The following is a 14681-nucleotide window of genomic DNA, read 5'->3' as shown; positions in this document are numbered from 1 at the left end:
AAAAGTTTTATGACTATATTCGTTCCATGAATCGGAATCCTGTTAAGATACTGTATCTTTTAATCCTTCTTATGCTTTTCAACCGGGCGTCTGGGTATGATGAAGATATGAAAGTCCCGGCGCTTTCTTCGTATTCAAAGGTGAGTTTGCTGACTGTTGGAAGGGCGGATGGAGAAATTTACCGGAATTTCGGTCATACTGCCATCCGTATTAAGGATTCTATTTTAGGATGGGATATCGTGTACAATTATGGTACATTCAGCTTTGGTGAGCCGGGTTTTCTGATGAAATTTATTCGTGGTAAACTCATGTATTATGAGTCGATAGAAAGTTACCCTATGTTTGAAGAAAGTTACCGGGAAGAGAACAGATGGATACGGGAACAGCCCTTAAATCTGACGCAGGAGCAAAAACAGCGATTGTTTGAACTGCTGACGATTAATGCACGCGAGGATAATAAATATTATAAGTATGATTTTTTATTTGACAACTGCTCCACCCGCCCAAGGAATGTGATCCTGTCGTTGTTCAAAGTGAGGAAATATAAGGCAGATACGGACGATGTATCTTCTTACAGGCAATTGATTGACAGGAACGCCAAAGACGAGTGGCTGGATTTAGGAATGGACCTGCTGATCGGTATTCCCACAGACCAAAAGGCCGGCTTTGGAAGAACCTTTTTACCGGATGAACTGATGCAGCTATTTGATGGCACAACCGTAGACGGGAAACCACTGGTTTCAGGTAATCATCTTATACTGGATGTGGTGCCGGAACACCATCCCAGACAGTGGTTCACACCCGGGCTATTGTTCTGGATATTGTTTGCATTGATACTGATCATTCAGATAAAGACGAGATTGTTTGCACGTGTTAAGCTTATTCCCGTGCTGTATTTTATCATTTTAGGGTTGTTGGGTTGGCTGTTTGTTTTCATGTGGTTCTTTACCGACCATCATTCGACCAAATGGAACCTTAATATTTTATGGGCTATGCCTTTAAATATTCCCTTTATCCTTTTTATGCTGAAAAAGAGTCCGCCGGCCTGGTCAATATCCTATATCAAAGCCTATCGTATCTTATTGATCGTATTGCTGATAGGATGGTGGGCTAATCCGCAGACATATCACACCGCAGTCATTCCATTGATACTTATAGCGGTATTATTTTCTTCCATTTTCCTGCCGGTACCGATAAAAGATGACTTCAAACGAAGATGGTTCGGGTAATTTTATACTTCCTGTAATACCGCATGTTCTGTGGTGATTCTGATTTTACGCATCTTCAAGACCTTTTTGTAGGTATCGGTTAATTTCTGATACGAATTCTCTATCGCATATTGTCTGGACAAATTAAGGTATTGTTCGCCGGCATGTGTCAGCTCTTCCCTGTGGGTGTAGAGATAGTCAATCTTTTCTGTCAGTTCGGTTTGTGTTTTAAAGAGAAACGTTTCATTTAATGCAAACTGTTTGGCGGCACTCAGTGCAGAATCGGCTATCAGCAGAGGCAGCCCGCAGGCCATCGCTTCCAGGGCAGTCATACATTCCACTTCTATGGCGGAAGTATGTACATATAAATCAACGGAATTGTAATATCCGATTAACTTATCCTGCGGCACCAGATTGAATTCTGCCCTTCCGTTCAATAAATCATTGCTTAGCTTCACAAGCGCATTACGCTGCGGTCCGTCTCCAAGAATGACCATTTGTATATTGTCTCTGAATCCGGAGGCTGCAATGGCACGGATAATCATTTCCTGTCTTTTTTCAGCAGCATTTCTGCCAACTGTCAGTATGGTAAATTTATCCGGGTACCTTTTGGGTAAATCTATCTTTTTATAATCAGAGGTGACGCCGTTTGAAATGACTACTGTCGGGCGTGTGAGTCCATATCGTTTAATTTCCTGTTCGGCAAATCTGCTCGGACAGATGACAATATCTGATTTGTTATAGATGTACTTTACGAAGTAATGGTAAATGAGCTTAGTCCAAAAAGGATGAGTCAGGCCACCGTTGTGCATAATCTGTTCCCCCTGCACATGAAAGGTAGATACAAGCGGCTTGTTTAGCTTGTTGGCGATACGAACGGCTGCCATTCCCAGCCATAATGGAAATTGGTTATGAATGATATCCACTTGTGAGAAAACTTGTTCCATCTTCACTTCATCCGGTTTCGCGAATACAAATTTCATTCGTTCTAAAATTCTTTTGGTGAATGGAATAGGCGGATAATAGGATTGGAGTGCCACCTTATCGTTGGACTCTTCTCCGCTGGCAATCACGATGACATGGTGGCCATGTTGTCGCAGTAATTTGGTGAAGCGATGTGTGGAAATGCCGCCGCCGTTGAGGGAATTCTCGAAAACATCAATGACCTGAGCTATCTTAAGGCTTGTGTGGTTGGCTTCCATCGGATTCAAGGGTAAAAATAGTGACAGCAGCTAATAGAAATTGTGAAAAATTACTTAATAATTCCAGAAACACCGTTTAAAACCAAAAATGCCTGACTGAAAGCAGTAAGGCATTTTTTTAAGGTTCAAAAGCGGATGTTAGTTTTTAGCTGCAGCCTTTGTGCTTTTTGCTTTATGAGGTCTTGCTTTACCAAATGACCCTGCAAAAATTTTTCCTTTTTTTGTTTTTTTATCACCGCGTCCCATGTTGAGTTATTTTTTTAATGACTAATTATATGTTACAAAGATACAAAATTATTTAATACCCGCAATCTGACTTTATCACACATTAAACCTGAAATGCATCACATCGCCGTCTTTTACGATGTATTCTTTCCCTTCGATGCGTAATTTACCATGTTCCCGGCAGGCCGCTTCGCTTTTGTAATGGATAAAATCTTCATATCCGATAACCTCTGCCTTGATAAACCCTTTTTCAAAGTCCGTATGGATGACGCTGGCTGCCTGTGGTGCTTTCCAGCCTTCATGGATGGTCCAGGCACGTACTTCCTGTACGCCGGCGGTAAAATAGGTGATAAGGTTTAATAACTGATAGGCAGTACGGATTAATCTGTTTAAGCCGGGTTCCGTCAAGCCATATTCCGACTGGAATAAAGCTTTATCTTCCTCTTCCATTTCGGAAATCTGCGCTTCCACCGAGTTATTGAGTACAATCACCTGCGCACCTTCTTCCTGCGCCATTTTAGTCAGTGCTTCGGAGTATTTGTTGCCCGTCAGAATAGATGCTTCATCTACGTTGGCTACATATAAAACGGGCTTATCCGTCAGGAAACATAAGTCTGCAAAGAGCAGCTTATCTTCTTTTGAAAAATTCAGGGAGCGGATATTTTTTCCGTCACTCAGGCATTGCTGGCATTGAAGCAGAACGTCGTATTCATGTTTCGCTTTCGCATCATTACCTACTTTTGCCTGTTTCTGGATTTTTGAAATCTTCTTTTCGACACTTTCGAGGTCTTTCAGCTGCAGCTCCGTATCTATAATGTCTTTGTCTCCAACCGGATTGATGGCGCCTTCTTCGCGCAGAATATTTTCATCCTCAAAACAGCGGATGACATGAATGATTGCATCCACTTCGCGGATGTTTGCCAGGAATTTATTACCCAATCCTTCACCCTTGCTGGCACCTTTTACCAAGCCTGCAATATCTACAAATTCAATGGTGGTTGGGACTATGCGGTTAGGGATAACAATTTCTGCCAGTTTATTCAGCCTGTCATCCGGCACATCCACCAGGCCTACGTTGGGCTCTATCGTACAAAACCGGTAGTTGCTGGCTTGTGCTTTCGCATTGTTACTGACTGCATTAAAAAGAGTTGATTTTCCAACGTTTGGTAATCCTACGATGCCGCATTGTAATCCCATGAAAATGTATTATTTAAAAATTGAGTTGCAAAAATACGAAAAAGGAAAGGAATAGTAGATTATGAAGGTCTTAATATTTGATGCTTAAAGCAGCGTACCGCTTAATATAAGGGATGCCGCTAAAAAATAAATGATTAATCCGGTAACATCTACCAGTGTAGCTACAAAAGGAGCGGAGGAGGTAGCGGGATCGACACCAATCTTTTTCAACAGGATGGGCAGCATGGATCCGCACAATGTTCCCCAAAGAACAACGCCGATCAAAGTGATGCCTACTGTAAATCCTACCAGGATATAATGTTCACCATAGATGGGTGATACGGAAGACCACAATACTATACGGAGGAATCCAATTATGCCAAGCATGGTGCCCAGCACCAGACCGCTCATAATCTCTCGGCGCATGACGCGCCACCAGTCTTCAAACGTAATCTCACCCAGTGCCATGGCGCGGATGATTAGGGTGGAAGCCTGCGAGCCGGAATTGCCGCCGCTCGAAATAATCAATGGAATAAAGAGCGCCAGGATTACCGCCTTGGATATTTCATCTTCAAAGAAGCTCATGGCGGTGGCGGTCAGCATTTCTCCTAAGAATAAGATAACCAGCCAGGGAGCTCTTTTCTTCATCAGTTCGGAAAAGGAGGTATTCATATAGGGTTCATCCAGAGCATCCAATCCACCTATTTTCTGGATGTCTTCCGTATCTTCTTCACTCTGTACCCGTAAAATGTCGTCGATGGTGACGATACCCAGCAGTACTCCATTGTCATCCACTACAGGCAATACGGCCCGGTTGTTTTTCCGGAATACGGAAGTGGCATTTTCCTGGTCATCCGTAACATGCAGTGCCAGATGCTTGGTGTCCATCAGGTTGCTGAGGCGTGTGTCCGGAGATGCAATGAGCAGTTCTTTTAAGTTGATATCATCAATCAGTTTTTCATTGTCATCGATGATATAGATGAAGTTGATGTTTTCAATTTCTCTTCCGTATTTTCTGATTTTGTTCAACGCTTCCTGAACGGTATAGTTTGACTTCACCTCAATGTAATCGGGGTTCATTAGGCGGCCGACACTGTCTTCCGGGTAGCCTAAGAGGGATAATGTTTCAATCCTGTCTTCATGTGGCAGAAACAATACCAGCTTTTTGACCGATTCACTGGTGAGTTCGCTCAGCAATGCCGTTCTGTCGTCGAAGTGCATGTTTTGAACCAGTGTGGCGACTTTACTGGATGGCAGGGTATGTATGAGTTTCTTCTGCAGTTTAAGATCCAGAAATTTCAATGTTTTTACAGCCCGGTGGGGCGGCAGGTTTTCGATGATTTTATTGCCGTATTCCGGATAATCATTCAGGAAATCCGCTAATTCCGTTGTACTGAAATCATCAAAGAAGGGCTGCTCGTGTTTGAGCAAATCTGCTATCAGTTCCTCTTTGCTGATTTCCATAAACAATAGACACTAAATAAGTTTGGAAAATATCAAGGGTAAAAATAGGGTATTTCGACTGATTTTTCCAGAATGTTTCAATAATAATTACTGTTACAGACGTATAAGAAGAAAGGGAAGAAGTAAAACTTTAAGTTTTAAAAGGTATAGAGGAAACCATCCTGGTCTAGGCTTATTTTCCCGGCTGTGATAAAGGATTGCTGGCAGGTTGCTGCTGCTGTTGCGGTTGTGCCGGAGCTTCAGGAGTGGCAGGTGTTACGTTCGGAACATTCATCTTGGCAGCTTCTTCCGTCAGTGTCTTGATTTGTTCTTTGCTTCCGGATTTAGGCACGACGAAGGCGGTCAGCACACACAAGGCCAGTAATACGATGGCACTGCCCCAGGTGGTTTTTTCCATCACGTCACCGGCACTTTGTACACCAATCACATTGGATGCCGCACTTCCCAATCCTCCGGTCAATCCGCCGCCTTTAGGGTTTTGAATTAAAACGATCAGGATGATAAACAGACAGACTACAATTATCAGTATGGTAAGAAAGGTAAACATATTATTCTTTTTTTTCTATTGTTTCAATAAGGCCTGCAAAGTAACTACTTTTTTCGGGAAATTTCAAGCGAAGTGCGTTATAAATCTCTACTGCTTTGTCTTTCTTGCCTTGCTTCATATAAATTTTAGCCAATGTCTCCGTCATCATATCTTGTTTAAAACTCACTGATTCTGAGGCTATTTTAGTCACTTCTTCATCTATCTCATGAAATAGATCCACTTCACCTTCTTCAAAATTAGGTTCAAAGAGTTTTGCTTCTTCCTGATTATTTAATTGTTTGTTAGCAATAGCCTGTTCCACTTCATACCTTGGAATTTCTATCCAATCCGTGTTTTCTTTGGGTTCCTCTGTTTTCTGAATAGGTAGATTTCCGTCAATCAGCTGCAGCCATTCCACAAATGTATGTGGTTCTTTTAAGTCCGTTTCATCCAGTTTTCGGTTTACAACCGGCAGTTCGGTAGCAAGCGTGTCATCCACTTCAGAGTAAGAATGATGGGCAATAGTTTCAGCCGGGGTGACTTTATCGCTTATGATTTCAGTTTCAATGTGTGTTTCGATGATATCTTCTTCCACCTCCGGAATAAATAAGTTGTTTTCTGTTAAAATTTCAGTGGTTTTTTCTGGATGAACAGTTTCTGTTGTTGTAGTTATATAAACAGGTATAACATTACTGTCAGGTTGGATGATTGTTTGTTCCGGATAATTCTTTTCTGGAATGGATTCTTTCAGGAGCGTAGATTTATCGATATGAACCAACAGTGGTTCAGGATATAATTCCGCGGAAACACCCAATTCATCATTCTCTTTTATAATGGGAGAAATCTGTTTGGCAGACCTTCCATCAGTGACAGGAATTTCAGGAGGTGTAATGGCTGTTGTTTCAGCCGCTTTTTCAATATCCGGCAAATCAGAAGTTATGACAGTTTCTTTCTGAATGATGGCAATGTCCTTGGCTGCATCTAATTTGATTTCTTCACGTTCTGCTACAGGTTCTACCAGAATGGTTCTGTCGGTTGTTTCAATAATCTGAATATCTTTCAGCGTTTCACTCAAAATTTCTGCAGGTATACCTTCTTTTTTTTCTGATACTGTTTTTGGCGTCTCAATTATTTCAGTTTTCGCAGTATCTGTCTTATGAGCCCTCTCTTCCTTTATTTTATTAATCTCTGCCAATATCTGTTCTGCAATGGAAAGCGGTTTGAATTCTTCCGTTATGGTTACCGTGTCTGGAGCCGGCGTTGCCTTTTCGATAACAGCATCTTGCAGCACAACAGGTTCAGAAATAGGACTTTCTTCCATTTTACTTTCCGCAGTCTCGATATGCGGTGCCGGAATTACAATGTCTTCCGTTATTTCCGGTGCCGGTTTTTCTGTTTCAGTTACAGCCATTGATTTCTCAATAATTGGGAGGGGAGCCGGTGCAATCGTTTTTTCTTTTAACAACGAATACAACTTCTCTCTGTTGTTGAAGAAGAAAGCGGTATGCTGCAGTTCTTTCTCTGAATAATTTTTTTTCCTCTTCAGTCCGGCTAACTGGAATAATGCGACATACGGATATTTTTGTATCCAGCCTTGCAGCAATTCATCCGGCATTTCATGTAAGGAAGCAGGATTGGATAATATGTGATGCATCTGAATATTCATTCTACCAGTTACCGAAAGTGCGGTTGAAAATCTGTTGTACCAGTCGTTCGTAAATAGTGCTTACCAGGCCGTTTTCCACATCAGAAAATTGTCTGTTTGCATCATAATTTTCCCCGTCCCGGAATGTTTGGGAGTAACCTTTTGATTTATCAGAATTATTGACGCATTCTACTTTTACCGTAATGTTTAATCTGTTCTGCGCCGTTGTTTCTGTGTTGGTGATGGATACGGGTTCAATGGAATATTCTGTAATGGTGGCGCTGAACTCCAGATCGCCGTTGTCTCTGTTCAGGGCAAGACGGGTATCGCGCAGGAATTTTTCTTTCAGACTTTCAGTAAAGGAAGGCGCAGCGTTCGGATTTTGCAAAGTGGCAATATTCAGTGTTTGCGATAAGGTGAATGTTTTCCAGTTCGGATCGACGCTGGCATCTGTAAAACGGTATATCTTACAGGACGACATGAACGCAGCCGAAAAAATACAAATGACAAGCAGCATCTTGTTGATGAGGTAATGCTTATTGTTAGCTATTGACATCTGACTAATCTTCCAGCTCATACTCTTTTATTTTTCTGTACAATGTACGTTCTGAAATACCTAAATCCAAAGCGGCATCCCTTCGTTTACCTTTATGTTTTTCGAGTGCTTTCACAATCATGTTTTTCTCCATGTCAGCAAGTGAGAGGTTTTGCTCGATGTTGGTTACTACATAATCCGGTTCCTGATTTAAAACGATGGTTCCGGTATTGCTTGCCGGTATGTTTTGAGGAATGGGATGTTCAATAACCGGCAATTGTTTTGAGGTAAAGTCAATATGCGGTGCATGCTGGTTTTCTTTTATAATGTCGCTGAAATCAATGTTTGAATTCTGGATATTTCCGTTCGTGGCATTCCATACAAAACGTTACAGTTCATTCAGGTCGTGCTTGATATCGAAAATCATCTTGTACAGCAATTCCCGGTCGGTGAATGAAGCGGATTCAGCAGCATGAGCCAATACGGGTAAATTGGACGTTTCAATATTGGGGATGAACTTTATCAGTTCCTCTTTGGTGACAATTTTGTCTTTGGATAAGACAGATACCTGTTCTGAAATATTTTTTAACTCCCGTATGTTTCCCGGAAAGCGGTAGTTGATCAATACCTGTCTGGCATCTTCTGCCAGCTGAATAGGTGGCATTCTGTATTTCTCGGAAAAATCGGAAGCGAATTTTCTGAACAGGATGATAATATCCTCTTTTCGCTCCCGAAGTGCCGGGACGGAAATAGGAACGGTGTTTAACCGGTAGTACAAATCTTCCCTGAATTTTCCCTGCTGGATCAGTTTAGGCAGGTCGACATTGGTCGCCGCCAGGACACGTACATCCGTTTTCTGAACGACGGATGAGCCTACCTTTATAAATTCACCGTTTTCCAGTAATCGGAGGAGCCTAGCCTGTGTTCCTATGGGCATTTCGCCGATTTCATCCAGAAAGATGGTGCCGCCGTTGACGGTTTCAAAATACCCTTTGCGTTTGTCATGTGCACCTGTAAAAGCCCCTTTTTCGTGTCCGAATAATTCAGAGTCTATGGTTCCTTCCGGAATGGCACCGCAGTTGACGGAAATAAAATTTTCGTGTTTACGGGTCGATAGATTATGGATGATTTGAGAAAATACCTCTTTTCCCACACCGCTTTCACCCGTAATGAGAACAGAAAGGTTGGTTGGAGACACTCTCACAGCTACTTCCAGAGCCCTGTTTAGCGCCGCTGCGTTGCCGATGATTCCGAATCGTTGTTTGACGGATTGTAATTCCATGTGGTGTTCAGTTAGCTGTATTTATAGGTAATCATCCGTTAATTCCAATGCTTTTCCCCTTAAGGTTGCCTTGTTGCAACTTTCGATGTAAACGTTGACGTATTGGCCGATTTTATAGTTTTCTTTCGGGAAAACAATCATCTTGTTTTGTGAGTTCCTGCCGCACAATTCCGCTTCACTTTTTTTGGATGTCTTTTCAATAAGTACCCGGAATGTTTTTCCGATGTCCTTGATATTATTTTCCAGAGAATGTCTGTATTGTATATCCACGATTTCATTCAGCCTTCTTTTTTTGACATCCATCGGTACGTCATCGGCATATTTCCTGGCGGCTAATGTTCCCGGGCGTTCTGAATAGTAGAACATATAACTTAAGTCAAATTTTACAAAATTCCATCATGGAGACTGTATCCAGATATTCTTCTTCTGTTTCTCCGCAAAATCCGGCAATCACGTCACTGGAGATGCCGCAATCCGGAATGATACGTTTGATGGCATTCACCCTTTCTATATACCATTCACGGTCGTAGGTCCTGTTCATACGTTCCAGGCAAGCAGAGTTACCGCTTTGCACCGGCAGGTGTATATAGTTGCAGATATTGTCATATCTGGCAATGGTATGCAATACTTCGTCCGTGATATCTTTGGGGTGAGAGGTGGAAAAACGGACACGCAGCAGCGGATTTACCTTTGCCACCGCTTCGAGCAATTGCGCAAAATTCAGCAGGACATCAGCTTCTTTTCCGGTTTGGTTTTCTTCTCCTTTCCATTTGTAAGAATCGACGTTCTGGCCTAATAGTGTTACTTCCCGGTAGCCTTTTTGGAATAAATCCATTGCTTCCGCTAAAATGGTTTGCGGGTCCCTGCTTCTTTCCCTTCCACGCGTGAATGGGACAACACAAAAAGAACACATGTTGTCACAGCCGCGCATGATGGAAATGAATGCGGTTATCCCGTTTTTATCCAGCCGGACAGGGGAGATGTCTGCATAGGTTTCTTCGCGGGACAATAATACATTCACGCCTTTTTGTCCGCCTTCGGCTTCTTCCAGCAGTTCCGGCAGGGAACGGTAGGCATCCGGGCCAACAACGATATCCACTAATTTCTCCTCTTCCAGCAACTTAGATTTCAATCGTTCTGCCATGCACCCCAGAACGCCCACCAGCATGCCGGGTTTTTGTTCCTTTATTTCGTTGATGGATTTCAATCGGTTGCGGACGGTTTGTTCAGCTTTTTCCCGGATAGAGCAGGTATTCAGCAATACCAGATCCGCATCAAAAATGTTAGTCGTAATGGAATAACCCTGTCTGTCTAATACAGAAGCAACAATCTCGCTGTCGCTGAAATTCATCTGGCAGCCGTAACTTTCAATATAGAAGTGCTTATTATTCCTGAATTCATTTTCATGTAAAGGCATATTCAATGCTTCTCCCTGACGGGATTCATCGTGCTTTTCGTTTTCTATATAGTCTAATAGCTCGTTCATGAACGGTCGGATAGTTAACGGTTACCAGTTTTCAATAAATGGACTGCAAATATACAAAACCAGACAAAAGTGACATTTTGACAGACTGGTTTTTTTAAGTCTAATAACTTAAATACTCTTAAAAATCCGGAGAGGGGAACCATTGGTAATACTTTTTGGGTTTTGCGACGTATATACTATTAAACTAACCATTTGACAACTACTCTGATTGTATTGTTAATTCTGTTTCTTGCGGGATGGATGATTTTCCGGGCAAAATCTGATTCGGTGGTGAAACTTCATGAATTCAAGCCAAAAGAATCGCCGGACCATCTCACAGAACCTATCATCTCTTACAGCTTGTATGTATCGGATGTCCGCCAAAACAAACGTGGAATTAAAAGCGTTCAGGGATTTTCCCATCAGTATGGTATTATGCAGGGGCAGTCTGTTGAACTGCACTGGAATGTGCTGAATGCCGACTGGATATCAATAGAAGGAGTGGGATTTGTTCAGGCGATAGGGAAAAAGGAATTATTTCCAAATCAACATACGACCTATAATCTCATCGCAAAAAACAGGAATTACAATAATGAGATATCTTTTATGGTTCGAGTATTTCCGGTGCCGGTGATGGAAAAATTAATCGTTCCCATGCCGGAATTAAAAAAACATACCATTGAATTAATTAAAACAACTGTTCCTGTAATTAACAAACCGGATCTTATCCGCTTTCCTTCCTTTCAGATTCCGGGTGTGATTCAGATACAAAGGGACCATACAGTCACGAAACCTGTCCTGGAAACAGTGAACACCAGTTTGATACGTTCAACAATAAATAAAGAGGGCTATACTTCTTATAAATCCAGGTTGTTTGATAAGCTGGAATATACATTTAATGGCAATTATAAGATCAAAGATATTGTTCAAACCATTCGAAAACATTATGAAAAGTAAGCGTCATTCCAACAATAGGAAGCAATCTTTTTTAAACCGTAAAAGGACTCTTAAATTAAAAATACTATGGAATCTATACCTCATGCCCAACCACCCATCCGAACCATCAGCGGATTCACACATTTTGCTGGTGGTGTTCCGGCGCCAATACGGATATTCTGAGTGACAGTCCGCATTCCGAACAGAATAAATACACCGGCATTGGTGCTACGGTGTTTTTTACCGGACTGCTGGCATCGCTTTCCGGCGGATATGCTTTGTACACTGTTTTTAACAGTTTGTATCCCGCCATGGCATTTGGATTTATCTGGGGATTGGTCATCTTTAATCTTGACCGGTTTATCGTTTCCACCCTGCGGAAAGAAGATAATTTCTGGAATGAATTTAAGCTGGTATTGCCCAGAATAGTGCTGGCATTTATCCTGGCTGTTGTGATAGCGAAACCATTGGAATTGAAAATATTTGAACGTGAAATTGCACAGAAGGTAGCTGAAAAGCAACGGGAGTTTGCCCTTCAGGCACAACGTAAAACGGAGCAGCAATACAATCCGGTAATGGACAGTTTGCGAACGGAAATCAATTATTACAAAGATGAAATTACGAAAGCAGCTGCATCAAGAGATACGTTGTACAATTCCTTTATCAGCGAAGCGGAGGGTACGCGGGGAACTATGAAATTGGGGAAGGGACCGGTTTTCAAAGAAAAGAAAATGCAGTATGATAAAGTTGAACATGAGATGAAAGAATTACAGGCAAAATATCAACCATTGATTGATGAACGGGAAAAACAGATTTTACTGCTGAAAGCACAGCGGGATACGTCCTTCGCCAAAGCACAGCCGGTTATTTCCGGATACGACGGTTTGATGGCCAGATTAGACGGACTTGCCCACTTGCCGCAGCTGCCCAGTTTGTTTATCATGTTGTTGTTTATCTGTATTGAAACGGCACCTGTTTTTACCAAGCTGTTTTCTGCCAAAGGGCCCTATGATGAAAAGCTGAAGAATATTGAACACGAAATAGAACTGGCAACCCTTGAGAATATCAGTCAGCGCAATCATGAACTGAATAAAAAACTCACCTTGTATGCCAATTTGGATAAAGCACAGATAGATCAGGAGATCCTGAACAATACGGAAGCGATGAAGATTATTTCAGATGCATCTGGAACTGACCAAAGAGATGGTGAACGACTGGCTGGAAAAAGAAAAGGCTAAAATAAAAGAAACTTCCAACAGTTAAACTGCTACAAACTTAACATCTCATACCTGTATATTAAAATCAATTTAATGTACACTCTATGAATTTATAATGTTAAAAATTATGGCGTTAATGCATTGTATTCATTAACTTTATGCCATAAAACTAATGAAAATGAATAGAGTAATTTCTTTAATCCTCTTGAACAGCATATTTATTGGCCATTTGCTGCAAGCTCAAACGGCAGAGGAATTTCTAATGCAGGGTAATGTAAAATCCGATTCAGGAAATTTTGTTGCAGCGATTCAGTATTATAACAACGCCATTTTACTGGAACCCAAAATGGCAGATGCTTATTTCAGAAGAGGGGTGATATTGTATAACCTCGGCGACAATACCGGCACAATCCGCGATTGCAACAATGTGATAGCCCTGTCTCCCGACAAGATGGAAGCATACCTGTTCAGAGGTAAAGCGAAAGATGCGATTGGCGACAACAACAGTGCTATCCGCGATTTTACTGCGATTATTACACTTGATTCTTCCAATTCGGAAGCATATTACTGCAGGGGCAGATCAAAAAAGGTTTTAGGGGATTATCAAGGTGCCATTATTGATTACAGCAAAGCGATTGAAATTAAACCTGATTATGCAGATGCCTTTAACTACCGCGCAGTTTCTAAATTTTACACAGAGGATGAGAAGGGTGCTGTTGAAGATTTTAAGAAAGCGATAGAACTTGCACCGGATAACGGGGATATCTACTATAATATGGGTTACTTTTATTATTACTCCGGTGAAGATATGGATGCCTGTTCCAATTGGATGAAGGCGGATGAGTTAGGGCATGTACCTGCCAAAGAAATGCATAAAAAGTACTGTTCGGGTACGGGAGTGTCAGCAGGAAACTGATCCGGCATAGGTATAATCAGACATCGTCAGAAGTTATGATATTTGTCATTTGTTTCCAGCTGTATTCTTTTAACTTTGGTATACAAGTTGCATCATAGCATATCAGAGATGAAAAAATTTAACAGACTTAATTTATTGGCGGTTGTCACAGTACTTATTTCTTTTGTCAGTTTGGAGGCGTACTCTCAGTCTGCACTTGAATTCTTTAAGGAAGGATACAGGAAGAATGAGATAAGAGATTACTACGGTGCCATACATGATTACAACAAAGCAATCGTCATTGACCCGTTTTATGTCAAAGCCTATAACAACAGAGGTATAGCCTATTTTAAACTATTTGAATTTAAGGATGCCCTAAAAGATTTTACAAAAGCAATATCTTTAAAGGCAGACTATATTGATGCCTACTACAACCGTGGAATGGTTAAAGGTATTATCGGAGACTATTATGGCGCTATCCGGGATTTTGATGCAGCGATTAAACTGGATTCTAATTTTGCAGACGCCTATAACAGCAGGGGGATAGCGAAAGGTAACGTAGGCATTTATAAAGATGCACTCTCGATTTTAATAAAGTGATCTCTCTCAAGCCTGATTATACGGATATCTATTTCAACAGAGGGGTTGTAAAAGAAAAAATAGGTGACCATGAGTCTGCTATCCTGGACTTTAATAAAGCCATCGAATACAATCCGACGTTGGGAGAAGCCTATTTTAAGAGAGGTCTGGCAAAAGATAACATGGGAGATTATTCCGGTGCCTGCTTTGACTGGAGTGTTGCCGGGGAATTACAGGAATACGGTGCTTATGATTTGATTAAGATGTATTGCAAATAACTATCTTCATTTATCTCATATTGTATTAACCAAAAGACACCTCGGAGA

General features: G+C 41.5%; 13 protein-coding genes and 2 pseudogenes. 6 read left to right on the top strand and 9 right to left on the bottom strand.

The genetic code is table 11. The features are described from left to right. The first annotated feature begins 71 nt into the window (after positions 1 to 71). Positions 72 to 1229, top strand: coding sequence for a DUF4105 domain-containing protein (locus IPM95_07275; protein ID MBK9329102.1), 1158 nt, complete (start codon positions 72 to 74; stop codon positions 1227 to 1229). Between the two features lie 2 nt (positions 1230 to 1231). Here IPM95_07275 and IPM95_07270 read toward each other — a convergent pair whose 3' ends face one another. The 9 genes and pseudogenes from IPM95_07270 to miaB form a co-directional block, all read right to left on the bottom strand. Next, on the bottom strand, positions 1232 to 2410 hold the full coding sequence (locus tag IPM95_07270; GenBank protein MBK9329101.1) for a glycosyltransferase: 1179 nt from the start codon (positions 2408 to 2410) through the stop codon (positions 1232 to 1234). A gap of 138 nt (positions 2411 to 2548) precedes the next feature. Next, entirely contained in the window at positions 2549 to 2656 is a 108-nt protein-coding gene (locus IPM95_07265) for a 30S ribosomal protein THX (GenBank protein MBK9329100.1), read from the bottom strand. A gap of 75 nt (positions 2657 to 2731) precedes the next feature. Further along, on the bottom strand, positions 2732 to 3832 hold the full coding sequence (ychF, locus tag IPM95_07260) for a redox-regulated ATPase YchF (GenBank protein MBK9329099.1): 1101 nt from the start codon (positions 3830 to 3832) through the stop codon (positions 2732 to 2734). 84 nt (positions 3833 to 3916) lie between these two features. Then, positions 3917 to 5275, bottom strand: coding sequence for a magnesium transporter (gene mgtE, locus IPM95_07255; protein MBK9329098.1), 1359 nt, complete (start codon positions 5273 to 5275; stop codon positions 3917 to 3919). Positions 5276 to 5447: 172 nt separating this feature from the next. Then, positions 5448 to 5822, bottom strand: coding sequence for a preprotein translocase subunit SecG (secG, locus tag IPM95_07250; protein ID MBK9329097.1), 375 nt, complete (start codon positions 5820 to 5822; stop codon positions 5448 to 5450). A 1-nt stretch (position 5823) separates the two neighbouring features. After that, entirely contained in the window at positions 5824 to 7467 is a 1644-nt protein-coding gene (locus IPM95_07245; protein MBK9329096.1) for a hypothetical protein, read from the bottom strand. A 1-nt stretch (position 7468) separates the two neighbouring features. Continuing rightward, positions 7469 to 8023 carry an LptE family protein gene (locus IPM95_07240; GenBank protein MBK9329095.1) on the bottom strand — a complete coding sequence of 185 codons (555 nt, stop codon included), beginning with the start codon at positions 8021 to 8023 and terminating at the stop codon, positions 7469 to 7471. Next, positions 8007 to 9263, bottom strand: a pseudogene (locus tag IPM95_07235) (sigma-54-dependent Fis family transcriptional regulator). Before IPM95_07235 ends, IPM95_07240 begins: the two are co-directional and overlap by 17 nt. 21 nt (positions 9264 to 9284) lie before the next feature. Further along, positions 9285 to 10749 (bottom strand): annotated as a pseudogene (gene miaB, locus IPM95_07230) (tRNA (N6-isopentenyl adenosine(37)-C2)-methylthiotransferase MiaB). 192 nt (positions 10750 to 10941) lie between these two features. Between miaB and IPM95_07225 the strand changes: the two are divergent. From IPM95_07225 to IPM95_07205, 5 genes are all read left to right on the top strand, one after another. Then, complete coding sequence (locus IPM95_07225) at positions 10942 to 11685, top strand: hypothetical protein (protein MBK9329094.1); 744 nt, start codon at positions 10942 to 10944, stop codon at positions 11683 to 11685. A 71-nt stretch (positions 11686 to 11756) separates the two neighbouring features. Continuing rightward, a complete protein-coding gene (locus IPM95_07220; GenBank protein ID MBK9329093.1) occupies positions 11757 to 12902 on the top strand; it encodes a DUF4407 domain-containing protein in 1146 nt (381 codons plus the stop codon). A gap of 157 nt (positions 12903 to 13059) precedes the next feature. Further along, complete coding sequence (locus tag IPM95_07215) at positions 13060 to 13797, top strand: tetratricopeptide repeat protein (protein ID MBK9329092.1); 738 nt, start codon at positions 13060 to 13062, stop codon at positions 13795 to 13797. A gap of 108 nt (positions 13798 to 13905) precedes the next feature. Further along, entirely contained in the window at positions 13906 to 14376 is a 471-nt protein-coding gene (locus tag IPM95_07210) for a tetratricopeptide repeat protein (GenBank protein MBK9329091.1), read from the top strand. Further along, positions 14373 to 14633, top strand: a complete 261-nt coding sequence (locus IPM95_07205) for a tetratricopeptide repeat protein (GenBank protein MBK9329090.1) — start codon at positions 14373 to 14375, stop codon at positions 14631 to 14633. The genes IPM95_07210 and IPM95_07205 overlap by 4 nt, the downstream gene beginning before the upstream one ends. The last annotated feature ends 48 nt before the right edge of the window (positions 14634 to 14681 follow it).

This window comes from Sphingobacteriales bacterium (genome assembly GCA_016719635.1).
GTDB lineage: Bacteria > Bacteroidota > Bacteroidia > Chitinophagales > JADIYW01 > JADJSS01.
This window is presented reverse-complemented; position numbering and strand designations above follow the sequence as displayed.

Bases quoted from the DNA above. Each gene is read 5' to 3' on its own strand.
- IPM95_07245 (MBK9329096.1), bottom strand. From the start codon at position 7,467: ATGAATATTCAGATGCATCACATATTATCCAATCCTGCTTCCTTACAT.
- IPM95_07210 (MBK9329091.1), top strand. From the start codon at position 13,906: ATGAAAAAATTTAACAGACTTAATTTATTGGCGGTTGTCACAGTACTT.
- IPM95_07265 (MBK9329100.1), bottom strand. From the start codon at position 2,656: ATGGGACGCGGTGATAAAAAAACAAAAAAAGGAAAAATTTTTGCAGGG.
- IPM95_07270 (MBK9329101.1), bottom strand. From the start codon at position 2,410: ATGGAAGCCAACCACACAAGCCTTAAGATAGCTCAGGTCATTGATGTT.
- IPM95_07240 (MBK9329095.1), bottom strand. From the start codon at position 8,023: ATGAGCTGGAAGATTAGTCAGATGTCAATAGCTAACAATAAGCATTAC.
- IPM95_07215 (MBK9329092.1), top strand. From the start codon at position 13,060: ATGAATAGAGTAATTTCTTTAATCCTCTTGAACAGCATATTTATTGGC.
- ychF (MBK9329099.1), bottom strand. From the start codon at position 3,832: ATGGGATTACAATGCGGCATCGTAGGATTACCAAACGTTGGAAAATCA.
- secG (MBK9329097.1), bottom strand. From the start codon at position 5,822: ATGTTTACCTTTCTTACCATACTGATAATTGTAGTCTGTCTGTTTATC.
- mgtE (MBK9329098.1), bottom strand. From the start codon at position 5,275: ATGGAAATCAGCAAAGAGGAACTGATAGCAGATTTGCTCAAACACGAG.
- IPM95_07275 (MBK9329102.1), top strand. From the start codon at position 72: ATGCTTTTCAACCGGGCGTCTGGGTATGATGAAGATATGAAAGTCCCG.